A 13,490-nucleotide genomic window follows, 5' to 3' on the forward strand; every position below is an offset into this window, starting at 1 on the left:
TGTCGGCCTCGCGCACCTATCCGTGAAGTGTTATTTCCCTCCGGACACAAGCGACCGACGTGTCCATCACCGCTATCGAGCGACCCCGCGTACTGCTGTTTTCCCTCCTCGCCGTCGTCTTAGGCGGCCTGACCGTTCGGGCCACCGTCGGCGGCCACGACCCCGTGCAAGCGCTGCTCCTCGCCTCGCTGACGGGGTACGCGGTGACGGGGCTGTTGTTCCACCGGGTTCCGAACGTCGAGCGCCTCGCCGCGGTCCCGCTCGGCGTCATCGGCGTCGCCGCCTACGCGGTCGGCGCGCCGACGGACCTCCCGGTGCTGTTGGTTCTTCTCGGCGTCGGGGGAGCGGTCGACCTCCTGTGGGACCCGACCGGGAACGTCCAGGGGAGCCAGTCGGACTGAGCGCGGGCGAGGAGACAGGTTGAATATCGTGACACTCGGTGAACATGATGTGCCGCTAGCAATCGAGACCGAGTCGCTCCGGAAGGAGTACGGCGACACCGTCGCAGTCACAGGGCTGTCTCTCCGAGTGGAGTCGGGGAGCGTCTACGGATTCCTCGGTCCGAACGGTGCGGGGAAGACGACGACGATGCGCATGCTCACGACGCTGACGGCGCCGACGAGCGGTCGCGCGCGCGTCGCCGGGGCGTCCATCGAGGACAGGGCGTCGGTGACGAGTCGAATCGGGTTTCTGCCGGACGTTCCGCCGCTGTACGACGAACTCACCGCGCGCGAGCAGTTGCGGTACGCGGGCGGCATCCGCGACCTGCCCGCCGAGACGATTCGCGAACGGGTTTCGGCGCTTCTCGACCGATTCGAACTGTCCGACGACGCCGACCGCCGCCTCGGAGAGTACTCCCGCGGGATGCGAAAGCGCGTCGGACTCATTCAGATACTCTTGCACGACCCCGACGTCGTGTTTCTCGACGAGCCGACGTCCGGACTTGACCCGCGGTCGGCGCGGACGATGCGCCGCGTCATCGAAGACCTGGCCGACGACGAGACCACCGTGTTCCTCTCGTCGCACCTGCTCACCGTCGTCGAGGCGCTCGCGGACCGAGTCGGCGTCATTCAGGACGGACGGCTCGTCACCGAGGGACCGCTGGACGCGGTGAAACGCGAAGCGCAGCGCGACGGGGAGTCGGAAGGGCTCGAAGCCGCCTTCTTGGAGATGACCGAGGGCCGGAGCGAGTGACCGATGGAGACGATGGTTCGGCAGGTCGGACACGTCGTTCGCGTCCGCGCCCTCCGCGGGGTCCGACGAGCGCGCGACCGCCCGATGGTGTCTGTGCTCTATCTCGCCGCCGTCTCGTTCGCACTCCTCGCGGTCGTCGGCCGACTCCCGGTCTCCGGCTACGAGGCGGTCTGGAGCGACCCGGGTGCGTACGCCGCCGGCGTCGCCGTTGCGGATGGGAGAGGGGCCGGCGCGCTCGGCACCGCGCGCGGGCTGTCGGGACTGTTGGCAGTCGCGACCTGCTACGGTGTGCTCGTGAGAACGGCCCAACGAGAGGACGACGAACGGACTGACCACCGGCGCCTCGCGCTCTCCCCGACGGCGTTTTTCACCGCGGAGATTCTCGACCAGCTCGCGTTCGCCGGCCGGCTCGTCGGCGTCGTGGGCGTCGCCGGTGGCGTCGCGTTCGCCGCCGGAGCGGCGTCACCGAGGACGGCTGTGACCGCGCTCGTCGCCGTCACGGCGCTGGTCGCGACGGCCGTTGCGGTGACGTTCCCGGTCGCGCTGGGTGTCAGATTGGCGTTCCGTCACTATCCGCGAGTGCGACGGCACCGGCTCCTTTTCGGCGCGCTCTTGGTCTCGGTCGTGGGCTTCGCGTTCGTTCGAACTCGGTCGTCCTTCGCGCTCCTGAGCGGACTCCCGGTCGGTTGGTACGCCGACCTCGCGCTTGTCGGCGCGGGCGTCGGTGCCTCGGACGGGCGCGCCGTCGCCGCCCTCCTCGGAACGCCTGTCGCGTGGTGGCTCGGTGTCGCCACGGCCCGCCGGATAACTGACTACCAACGGGCGGACGCTGGAAAGGCAGGGGAAACACGGGGAGACCCGGCAATCGTAACCCGGCTTCGGGTCGCCGGCGGCCGGCTCGTCGCCCGTGTCGCCTCGCGGCCGACGGCCGCCGTCGCCCGCGTCGTGTGGCTCCGCCTGTGGCGCGAACCGCGCGCACTACTGTTCAGCGGAATCGTCGTCGGAGCCACCGCGGGGGTGGGACTCGTGGTCGTCGAGACGTTCCCGACCGCGCTTCCGGCCGTCGTCGCGACCTACGTCGCGGTCGCGACGGGCGCGGGAGTGACGCTCGACCCGCTCGGCACCGAAGGCGCCGCGCTCCCGCTCACGCTCACGGCACCCCACGGGCGCGAACGAGTCGTGACGGGCTACGCGCTGTCGGCGGCCGTTCCGGGGACCGCGCTGTCGGCGGCGGCCGGGCTCGGAACCGCGCTCGCGATTGGCGCTTCCCCGGCGGCCTGCGTCGGCGCGGCGCTCGTCGGCTCGATACTGGGTGCGATGGCGCCCGTCGTGTCGCTCGCGGCCGGTCTTCGGCTTTCGCCGACGGACGCGGCGACCGGCTCGCGGGGCGTCGGGCTCCCCCCGCTCGGCGCGCTCTCGGCGTTCTCCGCGGTCGTCGCGCTCATCGGGATGCCGGCTATCGCCGCGACCGCCGCCATCGAGAGCGGTTCGATGTCTCTCTCGACGGCCATGACGGTCGCCGTCGCCGCGACGGCGCTTCTCGGACTCGGCGCGGGCTGGTACGCGTTCCGGGACGCGGTCGGGCGACTCGACCGGTACGAACCATGAGCCGGCGCGAAACCGCCGAGCCGACGGACAAGGCGAAAAACGCGAGCGACGTTACAGGTCGGAGGACTCGATACTCCCCAGTTCGGGCGTCGCGTCCTCTCCGGCGCGCGCCTGCAACTTACCGACGGCGACGGAGACGACGTAGATGCCGACCGCGAAGAGGACGATGACGCCCCCTGCGGTGGCCTCGCCGTAGTAGGACGCGCCGATGCCGAGGAGCACGGCGAGTTCGGCGAGAACGACGGAGACCAGAAGCGACTCGGAGAAGCTTCGGGAGGCCTGCGCCGCGCCCGCGACGGGGACGACGAGCATGGCGGCGACGAGGATGACGCCCATAATCTGCATCGCGCCGACGACGACCAGCGCGGTCAGCATGACCATCACGCGGTTGTACCACGTCACCGAGATGCCCGAGACGGCGGCGGCCGTCTCGTCGAACGTCACGTAGAGCAGTTGGTTGCGCGTGAGCGCGACGGTGCCGACGATGACGGCGAACAGCACGAGCAGGATGGCGGCGTTCTCCGCCGAGACGGTCGAGAGGTTGCCGAAGAGGTACTGGTTGATGCCGACCGCGAGGCCGCCCGCGTTGAGGCTGATGAGGACCGTGCCCAGCGCGAACCCGGTCGACAGCACGATCGCCATCGACACGTCGTTGTAGGCGTCGGTCGCCTCGGAGATGAGTTCGATGAGGAGCGCCGCGATGACGGCGACGACGACGGCGGTCAGGTACGGCGAGACGCCGAGGCTGAACACGCCGTTGAGAAAGAGCCCGATGGCGACCCCGGCGAAGGCGGTGTGGGCGAGCGCGTCGCCGATGAGCGCGAGTTGGCGGTGGACGAGGAACGTCCCGATGAGCGGAGCCATCACGCCGATACAGAGGCCGACGAGGATGGCGCGGTGCATGAACGCGTAGTCGAGGAAGCTGAGGCCGGTCGCGTCGCCGACGGCGAAAAGCAGGTCGGACCACAGCGCGAGGACCCAGTAGAGTGGCGCGAGGACGGCGTCCAACGGCCCCGCCTGCAACGCGGCGAACAGTTCGACGGGTATCACGCGCGACCACCGCCCGAACCGCCCGCGAACGAGGCCGCCGTCCCGAACGCCCGCGCGAGCGCATCGCTCTCGACGAACTCGTCGGTCGGACCGTCGAAGTAGACCTCGCGGTTGAGACAGACGACGCGCCGGGCGTGGTCGGTGACCGCGCCGAGGTCGTGTTCGATGAGGAGAATCGTGATGCCCTCCTCGTTGAGCGCTTCGAGCAGGTCGTAGAAGGCGTCGACCGACTCGGCGTCGACGCCGACGGTCGGCTCGTCCAAGACGAGCAGGTCCGCCTCGCCGGCGAGCGCACGGGCGATGAAGGCGCGCTGGCGCTGGCCGCCCGAGAGCTTCGTCACCCGGCGGTTGGCGAAGTCCGTCATGCCGACTGTGGCGAGCGCCTCGTCGACGATGCGGTGGTCCTCGGCCGAGAGCCGGCCGAAGCCGACGTGGGGGAACCGACCCATCTTCACGACCTCGCGGACCGTGATAGGCATCTCCTTGGAGGCGCTCGCGTGCTGGGCGACGTAGCCGATGCGCGCGCCGTCGTCGAAGGCGTGCGAGGGCTCGCCGAACAGCCGCGCGGTCCCCGCGTCGGGCCGGAGCAGGCCGAGGATGAGCTTCATGAGCGTCGATTTCCCGGAGCCGTTCGGCCCGACGATGGCGACGTACTCGCCGGGGTCGATGCGGAGCGAGATGTCCTCCACGACGGGCGTCGCGGTGTACCCGAACTCGACGTCCGCGAGTTCGACGAGCGGGCCGGACGAGCCGCGGCCGTCGTCGGTGGCGTCGTCGGCGACGCCGGTGTCGGCGGACTCAGCGGTTTCCGCGGACTCGCCGTTCCGGAGGGCGCTCATTCGAAGTTCCTCCACGCGTCGGCCCAGCCGTCGGGGCCGACCTCTTCGGGCGACTTGTTGCCGAGGACGACCTCGAACGTGGGCATGTTGATGTTGTACGCGATTTCCTCGTATCCCCAGTCGTTTTCGACCCAGTCCTCGCGGACGCCCGCGTAGGGGGTGACGGGGAAGTACGCCTCGACGGGCGTCTCGGCGATGAGCTGTTTCGCGGGGCGGCGCGTCTCGAAGACGCCCGCGCCGATGTACTTGATGTCGTTTTCCTCGATGACGCGCTTCGCCTCGGTGATGTCCGAGGGCTTCACGTCGCCGCTGGCGGCGAGGTTGACGACGAGCGGGCGCATCTCGACGCCGTAGCGGACGCCGATGTACTGGAAGGCGTTGTGGGCCGCCAACTGGACGACCTTGCGCGACGCCCGGTCGAAGATGTCCTGGTAGTCCCGGTCGATGCGGTCGAGCACGTCGGCCTTGTACGCGTCGGCGTTGTCGCGGAAGGTCTCCTCGTGCTCGGGGGCGAGTTCGACCAGCCCCTCGGTGATGTTGTCGACGGCGGTCTTGGCGCGCCGCGGGTCGAGCCAGAAGTGGGGGTCTCTCCCGCGGCCCTCGCCGACGCCCTCCTCGTCGCGGTCGAGGCTCGCGGCGAGTTCCACGAGTTCGACGCCCTCGCGGACGTTGATGAGTTGGGTGTCCACGTCGTCGTCTTTCAGCGTCTGGATGGCGCGGTCGGCCCACGGTTGGAAGTCCTCGCCGACGTGGACGAACGCGTCGGCCTCGATGATGTCGCGCGTGACGCTCGCGTCCGGCTCCCAGCCGTGGCCGTGGAGGCCGGTCGGAATGAGGTTCTTGAGCGTCACCGGCGTGTCGGCCGCGACCTTGCGCGCGAAGTCGTAGAAACTGAAGAACGACGCGACGACGACGAATTCGTCTTCCGACTCGGACCCGCCAGAGGCGTCGTTGGAGCCGGTGTTCGAGCCATCGCTTCCGCTTCCCGCTCCGCCGCCACCGCCGAGACAGCCGGCGAGGCCGGCCGTCAGCAGACCGGAACCGGCCGCGACGACCGACCGCCGAGAGAGTTTGGGGTCGACCGAATCTGCGTTAGTGTTCATCACTATGTGAAATAGATACAAGCCACCATATAGATTTGTTGCTCTAAGGTTGGATTTTGACGTGTCTAAAACATGCGGGTGGAGAGCCGTAACGGCTCACGGGGCACCGACGGCACGACGACCGAGGCGTGGCGGTCGGGCCCATCGGCGTGCAAATCTCTTTGAGTCGGCGCGCCCAACGGCGGGGCATGGGAATCGAACTCTACGCGCTCGACGGCTGTCCGTACTGCGAGAAGGTCCACGACGCGCTGTCCGAGGCGAGCGTCGACTACGAGACGCAGTGGGTCGACGCGCTCCACTCGGACCGAAACGAGGTCAAGCGCGTGAGCGGCCAGCGCGGTGTCCCCGTTCTCGTTGACGGCGACCGCGGCGTGACGATGTCCGAGAGCGAGAACATCCTCCGGTACGTCGACCAGACGCTGGCATGAAGATATACACCGGCCGCGGCGACGAGGGGATGACCGACCTGCGGGACATGACCCGCGTGTCGAAGACGAGCCACCGCATCGAGGCCTACGGGACGGTCGACGAGGTGAACGCCCTCGTCGGGACCGTCCGCCCGACCGGCCACGACGACGTGGACGACGTGTTAGAGGCCGTGCAGAACCACCTCCACATCGTGCAGGCCGACCTCGCGAACCCCGACCCCGACGAGGACGACCCGCAGATAGCCGCCGACCACGTCGACGAACTCGAAGCGTGGATAGACGAGGCCGACAAGGAACTCGACCCGCTCACGTCGTTTATCCTCCCCGGCGGGAGCGAGACGGGAGCCAAACTTCACCACGCCCGCGCGGTGTCGCGGCGGGCCGAGCGCCGCGTCGTCTCGCTCGCGGCCGAAGAACCGGTCAACGAGGAAGTCGTCGCGTACCTCAACCGCCTCTCCGACGCGCTGTTCGTCTTCGCGCGACTGGTCAACAAGCGCGACGGCGTGCCCGAGGAGTCGCCGACGTACTGAGTCCGAGCGCCCGCTTCACCCGCCGGAGTCGGCGCGGTCGCTCACGAGGATAATGGGACCAGGACGGACGAATCGTGCCCACGGTATCGCCGTCCCGGAAAGGGGCCAGACGCTAACTGGAACCGACCACGAAGCGTGGCCTGCGTTCCCAGTTTTAGGTATGCCTAAGAATCACTAAAGTGTATCGCTCTTTCCCAGACAAATGACTCTCGGTAACACGTGACATAATCGTTTTCTCGTCGCCGTGGCTATCCAGAGGTATGAACCGACACTTCACCGACGCGCGGTACTACTTCCGACGGGGATTCGAGCACCTGTACGCCGGTCTGGACGAGGAGACGGCACCGCTCCGTCGCCGCCTCATGGCGGCGCTCGGGCGCGAGGTTGAGGACGAGGAGGAGTCCGAGCCGCAGACGCGACGGGAGCGCGTCGAGTACGGCGCGCGCCGGGCGGCGACGCGGAGTCGACGGGCCGCCGGGCGGGTTCGCCGTCGCGTGCAGCGACCCGAGTAGGCTCGTTTGTGCCCTCGAATCGGGGCACAACGTAAGTCTTAATTGGCGGCGCGGAAAATCGAAATCGTAGTCGGGTTGGTGGTCTAGCCAGGTTATGACGGCTCCTTCACACGGAGCAGGCCGGCGGTTCGAATCCGCCCCAACCCATTTTCTGATTCCTCGCAACGACGAGCGACAGCGAGGAGTCCGTGGAATCGAAAATTGTCACGGCGGATTCGAAGCAGGGAGCGAACGAAGTGAGCGACCGAGGTTCGAATCCGCTCCAATCCATACCACACAACAACGAGCGACAGCGAGGGGTCCGCGGTGCTAAATCGGACACTAGCAGTCAAACACCGAAAACAGAAACGCCGCCCGCCGAGCGCCTACGCGATGTCGTCGAGCGAGACGGCGCTTCCGCGGTCGACCGTTATCCACGAGGTCGTCAGTTCATCCGACTTCGGGGAAAAAACCGTCAGTTCGGTCGGGTTCTCCGGGTCGTCGTAGATGCATTCGAGGTCGAACACCGGCGCGTCAGCCAACTCGTCGGAACTGTGTGGTGCGGCCGTGCTCATCAGATGGATACGTCCGTCTTGCAACTCGCACACAGCGCGTCGGCGACCGCCTCCTTCGGGACGGACGTCCCGCATCGAGGGCACCGCGAACGGGTGCGCGAGTACTCCGTGTACGGTGCAATCCGCGAATTCTCGTTGGATTCGCTCATACACGACCAAATAGGACACGAGTACAAGAAGTTTTGGATATTACGAGTGTAATTACCCAAATTCGAACTCGTATGTAACGACAATTCTGATTGTATTGCCCACTCCTCAACGTCGAGAGGGAAATCGGTACCCGGGTGGGAAGTCGGGTGTGGCTACTCGAACGACACGCGGAACAGCCAGCGATTCGACACCGTTCCGTTTTCGAAACGCTCAGCCGACCCCGTCTCTCAAACTGTCAAGAACTTCGAATAAACGAGAAGCTACCACGTTAGCTTCGGCGACCGACTCGCTTTTCTGACAGTTAAATCGTAGCGTCTCGCGTGAAACATCGTGTTTCGCGAACTGTTGCAGAAAAACTAGTCAACAAGCCCCCAGTATCGAAATCAGAGACAGACTAACCGCCTATACCATCAGGTAAGTTGACAGCCGTCACGCGAAACTATTGAAACTATCTCGTCAGCTTTTGCCCGCGGCGTCGGTAGATTGTCATCGCAGACACATGAGCACACGAACACGTATCGCCGGCGTTCTCGTCGTCGTCGCCCTCGTCGCGGCGGCGGCGACGGGGACCGGTTTGGCGGCGTCCGACGGCGTACAGTCGGTCGCCCAGCCGAACGCGCCGGCGGTCGACACACGGCAGGCACAGGTACAGCAACAGACACAGACGCAGATGCAGGCGGAGTACTGCACGTATCCGAACAACGCGACCTACGACTCGTTCGCGGTGAGCAACCTCTCCGCGCCGTCCGGCGTCGAAGCCGGTGAGCCGGTGACGGTGTCGGCGGACATCACCAACCCGAACGACGTGCCGATGATTCAGTGCGTCGAGTTCCGGCTCGAGGGCGACGTGGTCGTCCGAACCGGCTGGGCGCTGAACCCGAACGAGACGGAGACCATCGCGTTCGAGGTCAACACGACGGGCCTCGAAGACGGGACGTACATCCACGGCATCGAGACGCGCGACTTCGGCGAACTGACGACGCTCACCGTGGGCGAACAACCTGAGCCCGAACCCGAGGAGCCGACCGCGTCGCTCCAGTTCGACGACCAGGAGTCCGACGGGAGTAGCGTGACCGTCGCGAGCGCGAACCTCTCTGACGGCGGCTACATCGCTATCCTCGACGAGAACGGCTCGGTCGTCGGTGCGACCGACTACCTCGAACCCGGCGAGCAGGAGAACGTCTCCGTGCCGCTCCTCGAATCGCTCAACGAGAGTGCCACGCTGACTGCACAGGCGCACCTCGATACCAACGACAACCAGACGCTCGACTTCCTCACGTCCAACGGGACTGAGGACGGCCCGTACACGGTCAACGGGACGCCCGTCACCGACGACGCTGAAGTGACCGTCGGCGAGGAGCCGACGACCGAAGAGCCGACCGCGTCGCTCCAGTTCGACGACCAGGAGTCCGACGGAAATAGCGTGACCGTCGCGAGCGCGAACCTCTCGGACGGCGGCTACATCGCCGTCATCGATGAGAACGGTTCGGTCATCGGCGCGACCGACTACCTCGAACCCGGCGAGCAGGAGAACGTCTCCGTGCCGCTCCTCGAACCGCTCAACGAGAGCGCGACCCTGACCGCGCAGGCGCACCTCGACACCAACGATAACCAGACGCTCGACTTCCTCACGTCCAACGGAACCGAAGACGGCCCGTACACGGTCAACGGGACGCCCGTCACCGACGACGCTGACGTGACCGTCGGCGAGGAGCCGACCACCGAAGAACCGACGACCGAAGAGCCAACGACTGAGGAACCGACCACCGAAGAGCCAACTACGGAAGAGCCAACGACTGAGGAACCGACCACCGACGAACCGACCGAAGAACCGACAGCGACCGTCGAGTTCGAAGACCAGAACTCCGACGGGGCCACCGTGACCGTCGCGAGCGCGACCCTCTCTGAGGGCGGCTTCGTCGTGATTCACAACGAGAGCGGCGACGTCGTCGGGATATCGAACTACATCGAAGAGAGCGACAGTAACATCCGAATCTTCCTCACCGAGTCGCTGAGCGAGAGCGCCACCCTGACCGCCATGGCGCATCTGGATACGAACAACAACCAACAGCTCGATTTCCTCTCGTCCGACGGCGCTGAGGACGGCCCGTACACGATGGACGGGTCGCCCATCACCGACGACGCGGAGATAACCGTCGGTGGCGAGCCGACGACTGAGGAACCAACGACCGAGGAGCCAACTACGGAAGAACCGACGACTGAAGAACCGACGACCGAGGAACCAACGACTGAAGAACCGACGACTGAGGAACCGATGACAGAGGAGCCAACGACTGAAGAACCGACCAACGAGACGGAGACTCCGCCGCCGACCGAGACGCCCATCGACAACGGAACGGAGAACTGAGACGACGACCGCCGGCCGACCCGGTCCCACCGCCGAGTCGGCTCGAACTATTTTTCACGACGACCGCCGACCGACCGGCCGCAGTCACCGACCGAGCGCCGCGAGCAGACCGTCGGGAACGGTGAGGAAGCCGAACCAGACCAACAGGACCACGAGCGCAGTGTAACCGATAGAGATGGCGAAGTCCTTGGCGAATCGTCGGGTCGTGTACGGATGCGATTCGGCGGACACCGCGTCGACAGCGCCCTTGTGGAGCAGGACGAAGCCGACCACGTTCGTCAGCCAGTAGCCGGCGACGACGCCCGGGAGAAACCAGCTTCTGGAGACGAGGCTCACCGCGACGCCGAACGCGTAGGCCAGCGGGAGGTTGACCACGAGGTCGTTCCACCACGAAAGCGGGGACAGAACGAACCCGATAGCCGCCAAGATTCCGCCTTTCACGCGCCGGCGTTCCATCCAACTAGATGAACGGCCAGCGACAATAGTATTGTGAGCATCCGGCGCGCAGTTCCCGCGAGCGGGTGCGAGCCGCGGGGTCAGTCCGCCGTCCCGCTTTCGTCGCCGACGAGCGTGTCGACGAGCGCCGTGAGGTCGGAGACAGAGAGGTCGGGCTCCGGTCCGAACGGTTCCCACGGCGAGTCCTTCCGGTCGACCCAGACGCCCTGCATCCCGGCGTGTTGGGCCCCCATCACGTCGAACCAGCCGGCGGTCGCGTGGGCGATTTCGTCGATTGGCGTCCCGGTGCGGGCGGCCGCGTGGCGGTAGAGTTCCGCGTCGGGTTTGAACACCCCGACCTCGTCGGCGCTGACGACCCCGTCGAGGAGGTCGCGGATGTCGGCGTGGTCGACCATCGAGTCGAGCATCTCCGGGTTCCCGTTCGAGACGACGTAGCAGTCGTAGCCGGCGTCGCGGAGGCGGCCGACCGCGTCGCGCACGTCGTCGAACACGTCGAGTTCGTGGTAGACCGAGAGAATCTCGTCGCGCTCGGTCGCCGAGACCGACGCGCCGTGGGCCTCCAGCGCGTACTGGAGCGCCGCGCGGTTGACCTCGTAGAAGGGCTCGTACTCGTCGATGTGGTTGCCGACGAAGGTGTATTCGAGCGACCGCGACCGCCAGAGCTTCGAGACGGGTTCGGGGTCGTCGACGCGCTCGGCGAGCGCCTTCTCGGCGGCGTCGACGTCCACGAGGGTGCTGTACGAGTCGAACGTGACCGTCGAGACGCGGTCCGGGTCGAACGACATGCGCGACCCTACGTCGACGCGGGTGTTAACGATGCGGCGGTCGTGCGAACCCGGCGGGAAAAAAGACCGAAGAATGGGGTTGGCGCTCCTGACGAGCGCGGCGGGAGGGAAGCGGCCTACTCAGTCGTCCTCCCAGAGGGTCACGAGGACGACCACGTCCTGCATGTCGAAGGCGTTGCTCCGCGTGTTCGTCGTGCCGAGTTCGAACAGGAAGATGGCCTGGTTGCTGTCGAGCGCCATCGTCTCCCCGTCGTCGCTGATGTAGGGGGCGACGAACTCGGCGGCGTCGTCCTGTCCGTTGTAGCCCTTTATCTCCGGGACCGGGTCGCCGTCGCGGAGGACCGCGACCTGTCGGTGGTCGACAGACGAGTCGGCCGTGACGTAGCCGTCGGCGGCGGCGACGATGGAGAGGGCGTCGCCGGCGTCGCCCGCCACGCTGAACGAGTGCGACACGCCGTCGTTCACGTTGTCCCAGTCGGCCGGGTTGTGCGACGCGCCGTCGACGACGAAGGTGACGGAGACGGGCACGTCGTACCACCCGTTCTTGATGGCGCTGCCGAGCAGTTCGAACTCGCCAGTGAAGTCGTCGGAGGGGACGACCTCGCCGTCGTCGATGGTGAAGTCATCCTCGGGCTCCGGCGTCGGGGTCGGCGTGGGTGTTGGCGTTGGTGACGGCGTCGGCGTTGGAGTTGGCGTCGGGGTCGGGGTCGGCGTCGAGGTGACGACGTTTCTGACCTCGTAGGTCTCGCCCATCCCGCGGACTTCCAGCGGGAAGGTGACGGTCGCGCCGGGGCCGGACGCCCCGTCGAGGGTGACGGTGACCGTGTCGTGTTCGATTTCGGTCACGCCGTCGGGCGCGGTGTACGTGAAGCTCGCGCGGCCCGACTCGTCGGTGACGGCGGTCGCCCCGTCGGTGGGGGCGACGGTGCCGCCGAGCGAGGTCGGCGATGCGACGGTCAGCGTCGCGCCCGCGGCGGGCGCGCCGTACCGGTCGAACGCGCGGACGACGAGCGTCTCGCGGCCGCCGGAGGGGACCGCGGCGTCCTCGCCTTCGACCGCGATGGCGTAGGCGGCGGGGTCGGGTTCGACGGCCTCGCCGACGCCGAGGCGAGCGACGCGGAAGTCGTAGCGGACGCCCGCGTCGAGTTCGATAGTGACGACCGCGTGGTCGCCGCTGGAGACGTAGGAGACGACCCGCGCGTGGGGCTCCTCGGCCATGAGGTCGACCCACGCGTCCTCGGAGAGGTAGGTCGGCACCGAGATGTGAACCGGGTCGGTGGCGCTGTAGACCGGCAGCGACTCGGTTCGGACGGAGACGGGCGCGAGCGCCACGGTGTCGCCCGCGGTCGTGTGGCCGTCGAGGTCGCCTTCGAAGAAGACGAGCGTGACGGTCGTGCCGCGGACGAGCGACTGGCGGTGGACGACGGGGGTGCCGTCGGTTTCGAGGTACGAGACGCCGCTTTCGAGCACCATCCGGGCCTCGTCGCGCTCGGCGTAGTCGGGTTCGTAGACGATGGCCCCGGTCGCGTAGGTGTGCGTCGAGCCGTTCCAGAAGACCCGCTCGGGGCCGACCGCGGAGACGCCCGTGACGGTCACGGCGTCCGCGCCGGCGACCCGGAACGTCCCGACGCTGTCGGGCGGTGAGACCACGAGGTAGCGCTCGGGGTACGACACGTCGGAGTCGACCGCGACGCGGCTGCCGGCGTCGACGCCGGAGGCGCGGAACACCTGCGAGTCGAGCGACGCGAGGTCGGTCGAGACGCTGGCGCTGTGGTCGGCTTCGTCGCCGGCGGTCCAGACGGGCGTGCCCGCGAGTTGGACCATGGCGATGACCGACACGACGAGGCCGAACGCGAAGACGAGCCCGAGGATTTCGGACACGCCGCGGGAGTCGAGAGAGAGGCGAGACACGG

The 13,490-nt window shown here is 67.2% G+C and carries 15 protein-coding genes and 1 tRNA gene; 8 read left to right on the top strand and 8 right to left on the bottom strand.

Translation table 11 applies throughout. From position 1 onward, the window contains the following. Positions 1–59: 59 nt before the first annotated feature. Genes C5C07_RS11750 through C5C07_RS11760 form a run of 3 tightly spaced genes read left to right on the top strand, consistent with a single transcriptional unit; the run spans position 60 to position 2,802 of the window. Positions 60–401 (top strand): hypothetical protein, encoded by a 342-nt coding sequence (locus tag C5C07_RS11750; RefSeq protein ID WP_004975295.1) that lies wholly within the window; start codon positions 60–62, stop codon positions 399–401. Between the two features lie 49 nt (positions 402–450). Then, a complete protein-coding gene (locus C5C07_RS11755) occupies positions 451–1,194 on the top strand; it encodes an ABC transporter ATP-binding protein (RefSeq protein WP_199522733.1) in 744 nt (247 codons plus the stop codon). A gap of 12 nt (positions 1,195–1,206) precedes the next feature. After that, on the top strand, positions 1,207–2,802 hold the full coding sequence (locus tag C5C07_RS11760) for a hypothetical protein (protein WP_233510342.1): 1,596 nt from the start codon (positions 1,207–1,209) through the stop codon (positions 2,800–2,802). A gap of 51 nt (positions 2,803–2,853) precedes the next feature. Here the strand turns inward: C5C07_RS11760 and C5C07_RS11765 are convergent, their stop codons facing one another. From C5C07_RS11765 to C5C07_RS11775, 3 genes are read right to left on the bottom strand one after another with little or no spacing between them, the layout of a single operon-like run. Further along, positions 2,854–3,852 carry a metal ABC transporter permease gene (locus C5C07_RS11765; RefSeq protein WP_199522734.1) on the bottom strand — a complete coding sequence of 333 codons (999 nt, stop codon included), beginning with the start codon at positions 3,850–3,852 and terminating at the stop codon, positions 2,854–2,856. After that, positions 3,849–4,691 carry a metal ABC transporter ATP-binding protein gene (locus C5C07_RS11770; protein ID WP_115805460.1) on the bottom strand — a complete coding sequence of 281 codons (843 nt, stop codon included), beginning with the start codon at positions 4,689–4,691 and terminating at the stop codon, positions 3,849–3,851. The genes C5C07_RS11765 and C5C07_RS11770 overlap by 4 nt, the downstream gene beginning before the upstream one ends. Next, complete coding sequence (locus tag C5C07_RS11775; RefSeq protein WP_115805121.1) at positions 4,688–5,794, bottom strand: metal ABC transporter substrate-binding protein; 1,107 nt, start codon at positions 5,792–5,794, stop codon at positions 4,688–4,690. Before C5C07_RS11775 ends, C5C07_RS11770 begins: the two co-directional genes overlap by 4 nt. 188 nt (positions 5,795–5,982) lie before the next feature. Here C5C07_RS11775 and C5C07_RS11780 point away from each other — a divergent pair, with 188 nt between their 5' ends. The 4 genes from C5C07_RS11780 (at position 5,983) to C5C07_RS11795 (ending at position 7,411) form a co-directional block, all read left to right on the top strand. Then, on the top strand, positions 5,983–6,222 hold the full coding sequence (locus C5C07_RS11780; protein ID WP_008095587.1) for a glutathione S-transferase N-terminal domain-containing protein: 240 nt from the start codon (positions 5,983–5,985) through the stop codon (positions 6,220–6,222). After that, entirely contained in the window at positions 6,219–6,752 is a 534-nt protein-coding gene (locus tag C5C07_RS11785; RefSeq protein ID WP_115805122.1) for a cob(I)yrinic acid a,c-diamide adenosyltransferase, read from the top strand. Before C5C07_RS11780 ends, C5C07_RS11785 begins: the two co-directional genes overlap by 4 nt. A gap of 260 nt (positions 6,753–7,012) precedes the next feature. After that, positions 7,013–7,264: a hypothetical protein gene (locus tag C5C07_RS11790; RefSeq protein ID WP_004975312.1), complete on the top strand. Its 252-nt coding sequence runs from the start codon at positions 7,013–7,015 to the stop codon at positions 7,262–7,264. A 72-nt stretch (positions 7,265–7,336) separates the two neighbouring features. Next, a tRNA-Val gene (locus C5C07_RS11795) sits at positions 7,337–7,411 on the top strand. A gap of 218 nt (positions 7,412–7,629) precedes the next feature. On the opposite strand, the gene C5C07_RS11800 is transcribed toward C5C07_RS11795, so the two are convergent. Next, complete coding sequence (locus tag C5C07_RS11800) at positions 7,630–7,818, bottom strand: hypothetical protein (protein WP_004975315.1); 189 nt, start codon at positions 7,816–7,818, stop codon at positions 7,630–7,632. After that, positions 7,818–7,967 (bottom strand): hypothetical protein, encoded by a 150-nt coding sequence (locus tag C5C07_RS21700; protein WP_172795796.1) that lies wholly within the window; start codon positions 7,965–7,967, stop codon positions 7,818–7,820. Before C5C07_RS21700 ends, C5C07_RS11800 begins: the two co-directional genes overlap by 1 nt. A gap of 500 nt (positions 7,968–8,467) precedes the next feature. Here C5C07_RS21700 and C5C07_RS21865 point away from each other — a divergent pair, with 500 nt between their 5' ends. Continuing rightward, the gene (locus tag C5C07_RS21865) at positions 8,468–10,336 is read left to right on the top strand and encodes a hypothetical protein (protein WP_233510343.1); all 1,869 of its coding nucleotides are present in this window, start codon (positions 8,468–8,470) and stop codon (positions 10,334–10,336) included. Between the two features lie 84 nt (positions 10,337–10,420). On the opposite strand, the gene C5C07_RS11815 is transcribed toward C5C07_RS21865, so the two are convergent. From C5C07_RS11815 to C5C07_RS11825, 3 genes are all read right to left on the bottom strand, one after another. Beyond that, positions 10,421–10,792 (bottom strand): hypothetical protein, encoded by a 372-nt coding sequence (locus tag C5C07_RS11815; RefSeq protein WP_004975320.1) that lies wholly within the window; start codon positions 10,790–10,792, stop codon positions 10,421–10,423. Between the two features lie 80 nt (positions 10,793–10,872). Continuing rightward, the gene (locus C5C07_RS11820; protein WP_004975322.1) at positions 10,873–11,577 is read right to left on the bottom strand and encodes a haloacid dehalogenase type II; all 705 of its coding nucleotides are present in this window, start codon (positions 11,575–11,577) and stop codon (positions 10,873–10,875) included. 120 nt (positions 11,578–11,697) lie between these two features. Next, a complete protein-coding gene (locus C5C07_RS11825; RefSeq protein ID WP_004975324.1) occupies positions 11,698–13,488 on the bottom strand; it encodes an Ig-like domain-containing protein in 1,791 nt (596 codons plus the stop codon). Between the last annotated feature and the right edge of the window lie 2 nt (positions 13,489–13,490).

Source organism: Haloferax sp. Atlit-4N (assembly GCF_003383025.1).
Taxonomy (GTDB): domain Archaea; phylum Halobacteriota; class Halobacteria; order Halobacteriales; family Haloferacaceae; genus Haloferax; species Haloferax gibbonsii.